The 3,703-nt window shown below is 40.5% G+C and carries 4 protein-coding genes; 2 read left to right on the top strand and 2 right to left on the bottom strand.

Annotation, left to right across the window (positions count from 1 at the left end; all coding sequences use genetic code 11):
• A partial coding sequence (locus tag WA010_RS01885) for a thioredoxin domain-containing protein (RefSeq protein WP_422555481.1) occupies nucleotides 1–1,509 on the bottom strand: 1,509 nt, incomplete at its 3' end.
• Between the two features lie 471 nt (nucleotides 1,510–1,980).
• On the opposite strand from WA010_RS01885, the gene WA010_RS01880 reads away from it, so the two are divergent.
• Both WA010_RS01880 and WA010_RS01875 read left to right on the top strand, forming a co-directional pair.
• Nucleotides 1,981–2,190: a hypothetical protein gene (locus WA010_RS01880; protein WP_422555480.1), complete on the top strand. Its 210-nt coding sequence runs from the start codon at nucleotides 1,981–1,983 to the stop codon at nucleotides 2,188–2,190.
• Nucleotides 2,191–2,343: 153 nt separating this feature from the next.
• Nucleotides 2,344–2,595: an HPP family protein gene (locus tag WA010_RS01875; RefSeq protein WP_422555482.1), complete on the top strand. Its 252-nt coding sequence runs from the start codon at nucleotides 2,344–2,346 to the stop codon at nucleotides 2,593–2,595.
• Nucleotides 2,596–2,623: 28 nt separating this feature from the next.
• Here the strand turns inward: WA010_RS01875 and WA010_RS01870 are convergent, their stop codons facing one another.
• Nucleotides 2,624–3,442, bottom strand: a complete 819-nt coding sequence (locus tag WA010_RS01870; RefSeq protein ID WP_422555479.1) for a class I SAM-dependent methyltransferase — start codon at nucleotides 3,440–3,442, stop codon at nucleotides 2,624–2,626.
• Between the last annotated feature and the right edge of the window lie 261 nt (nucleotides 3,443–3,703).

The following is a 3,703-nucleotide window of genomic DNA, read 5'->3' as shown; positions in this document are numbered from 1 at the left end:
CCATTTTCCCTCTTCATAAAAGAGCTCCAACGCTTTGTTGGCAAATCGCTGTGCGTCGATGAGATAGCACTCATCAAATGTCGATTGGTATCCTTCGATCAGAGCACTACACAAATAGGCGTAATCTTCTAAAAAGGCATCGATTTTCGGTGTTTTATGAATAAGGGTTGAGTGTTTGAGCATCCCGTTCAAAAACATCGTTTCACTCAATTTTTCGAGAGAACGGATCGCTTGCGCTTGGTAGGTACAATCTGATTTTCCCAAAACAAACAGCGATTGAATCATCATCGCATTCCATGCCGTAATCACTTTGCGGTCGATAAAGGGGTAGGCTCTGCTTTGACGCAAAACACTTAGCTCACGGCAAAAAGGGTCAAACCATTCAGGACGCTCGTGCGAGGAGAGGCGGATGATGCAGTGCCCCTCGAAATTACCCCCCCTTGTCGCGCCGATGGAGTGCGCCGCTTCATGTACATTTGGGATCGATAGCTTTTCGAGTACGGTGATAATCTCATCGTAGGAGTAGATGAAGTATTTTCCCTCTTCCCCCTCGCTATCGGCATCGCTGGCACTGTAAAACAGATTATCTTCCATCATCAATCTCATCATGAAATCGGCGCTCTCTTTAGCAACTCGGAGGTATCGATCGTCGCTATACACCATCCCCGTATGGGCATAGAGTTCGCAGAGGAGGGCATTGTCGTAGGTCATTTTTTCGAAATGGGGCACGAGCCACGACTCATCGGTGCTGTAGCGGCAAAATCCGCCGTCGATGTGATCGTATAATCCCCCCAATGCCATCGAGTCGAGCGTATGGGTAATGATCGTTTTGATTTTCTCATCGCTTTGGAGCCTGTCGAGGGTTAGGAGTGTTTTGAGGGTGGAAACATGGGGGAATTTCGGAGATTTGGAAAATCCGCCGTTGATCTCATCGTAGTTATGCTGAGCTTGGAGAATAAATTGGGTGATGATTTTCTCATTTAAAACGGTTGCTTGGACACTTTCGTTTTTAGGACGCATAAATGCGGTGATCTCGTCGGCGTTTTGGAACAGTTTTTCGTCATTTTGGGCTACTTTTTCGGCGATGATAGCGGTCAGCTCACTAAATCCCATCATCTGATTTTGATTATAAGGCGGTATATAGGTAGCAGCATAAAAGGGTTTGTTCTGCGGTGTAGCGAAAATAGAGAGCGGCCACCCCCCAAAGCGTCTGTTGAGGAGATTATGAAGCTCTTGATAGTGCTTGTCGATGTCGGGGCGCTCTTCGCGATCCACTTTGATGCAGACGAAGTGTTGATTCACGAATTCGGCAATCTGTGGATTTTCAAACACCTCATGTTCCATCACGTGGCACCAATGGCAGCTGCTGTAACCGATAGAGATAAATATAGATTTGTGTTCGGATTTTGCTTTTAAAAATGCTTCGTCACACCATGGAAACCAGTCAATCGGGTTATCTTTGTGTTGTTGTAGGTAGGGTGAATCTTCGAATGCGAGACGATTGGACATAAAATGCTCCATAGTATAGTTGGGTATAGTGTAGCATTTGAGGCTATGTCTAAGCTGAAGAGTATCATTTTAACCTCATTCTAAATGAGGAAATAAAATATGCTATACTCAGATTTTGCAAAATTGAATTGAAAAGTTAACGGTGGTGTAAAATTATTTAAAAGCCAAAGATTTAAAAGAGGTGCTTGAAATTATCAAAGAGAACAAAAGTAACTTTGAAACGAGAAATCTATTATAGTTCCTTTATGATCTTTTTTTTTCATAGAAATGTAGCCATAATTGTAGATTTCACTCGAAGTTTCTAGCCGTTAACATGTTTCCACTTTTTTAACGGTGAATCAGGCTGTAAAATTGTAGCGTAAAGCTACGCTTCGACCTCTTCTTTTTTCTTCGATTTGAGCTTTCTTTGTGATTCCCCCTGTAGTTAAATTTTATAGACACTGTGAATGATACGATCGAGTATCGCGTCAGTTGTTTAAAGAGGAGATTCTCGCTTATTTCGACAACTGGGAGAGAGCGGTGAGTCACATCATGGAAAATCGCTATGGAGCTGATAAAGCACGAGAAATTGCCGTCGAATCAGTCGCATCGGTTCAAGGGGCTATTATGATGATGAATCTCTATAACGATTCGACCCTTTATCTAAAAATCGAGAAAAAATTGATCACTTTGCTCGATTAATTTTTTTTACTTATCTTATCAAACAACCGTTTGTTTTGTAAATAGTCAAGGAGGATTCTAACATGCAAAACCAACACGTAAGGGAGCTATCATGAAAAGCTATTTTCAAAAGTTCAGAGGAGAACATGCACCGCTTGCCGCCAAAGCGGCTTAATTTTCTTTCATGTCATCGGCGATATGTGGTGGAGTATGGCGTTGGCTCTTGCTACTGCACTCGCCGTCATGCTTGCAACCAATACCGTTCATCCTCCTGCTGGATCAAACCCCATCATCGTTTTTTTACTGGGTGCCCCGTGGACGTTTTTGATTACCCCGACGCTGATTGGAGCTGTGCTATTAGTGATTGTCGCACTTATTTATCTCAATCTCAAAAAATCGCTGGTTTATCCGTCGTATTGGGTTTAAATGGTAATAACACTCATTTTATCTCATTTTATCTCATTTTAACAACAGAAATCAGACTATTCGCATTAAAATCGATACAGTTGTCTTTTGAAATTGATTGTAAATGCTCTATATATTCTTTTTCAAATTGAGGATAATTGGATTCCAACTGATTTAATAACCCCTTGTATCCCGTACTGTTGAGAAGTTGCCACCATTCATTAATCTCCATTGGAAACACAATCTCAATATCATGGATTTCCAAACTATCGTATTCGATATGAGCACATAGCGTTTCTATTTCATCTTGCGTCGTCAGTTGTCTTTTTTCTATCCGCTTCGGCGGCGCGATATTGTAATTTTGTTCCAATAGCTCTAAAAATATTTTGGAGTACGGCTGAAAAGCTTGATCCGTAAAGGTTGAAAAAATGAATTTCCCCTCATCACTCAATCGCTCAGAAACATCGCTAACGACTTTTTCCATATTTGGGTAGAAGAACAGCCCGTATCCGCACGTAATGAAATCAAACTTTATATCTTCAAAATCCAGATTTTCTACATCTTGAACCAAGTAGGTGATGTTGTTTATCCCGTGTTCTTTTGTCTTTAATCGGGCTATATTGAGCATCTCTTCGGAAATATCGACAGCGTAAATATTTGCATTAGGAAACTTTTTGGCAAGTTCTATCGCGATATGACCTGTCCCCGTCGATAAATCTAAAATATTCAAATTATCGTTTTCGCAATGAATCAAATCGACCATTCTTTTGGCTGATAGGATAAACTGCTGATTTCTATCATAGCTTTTGGCTACGTTGTCAAAGGTATTTTTGATATTATCTTTAATAGTTTGTTCTTCGTTATTCATATGGTAATCTTGCTCCCTTATCAACTATTTTTCAAAACTCAAATCATAAGACTAAAACTCTTCAATATATGAAACTTTTGATGTAGATTCTATCGATTTGCTCTTTTGTCCGCATACTTTTAAACATTTCAATCCTTTACAATAATATGTTCAAAATCCACCACGTTGATCGTACAGCATGATTTCATCCAACGATTGAGCATACTCCATCAACGGCTCTTCCAAATCGCATTCACGGAAGATTTTGAGTACATTTGCCCC

This window comes from Sulfuricurvum sp., from assembly GCF_049305995.1.
In the GTDB taxonomy this organism is placed as follows: Bacteria; Campylobacterota; Campylobacteria; order Campylobacterales; family Sulfurimonadaceae; genus Sulfuricurvum.
Note: the sequence above shows the minus strand (reverse complement) of the source record. Positions and strands in the feature narration are given on the sequence as shown.

Coding starts and splice junctions, on each gene's coding strand:
- WA010_RS01870 (WP_422555479.1), bottom strand. CDS start 3,442: ATGAATAACGAAGAACAAACTATTAAAGATAATATCAAAAATACCTTT.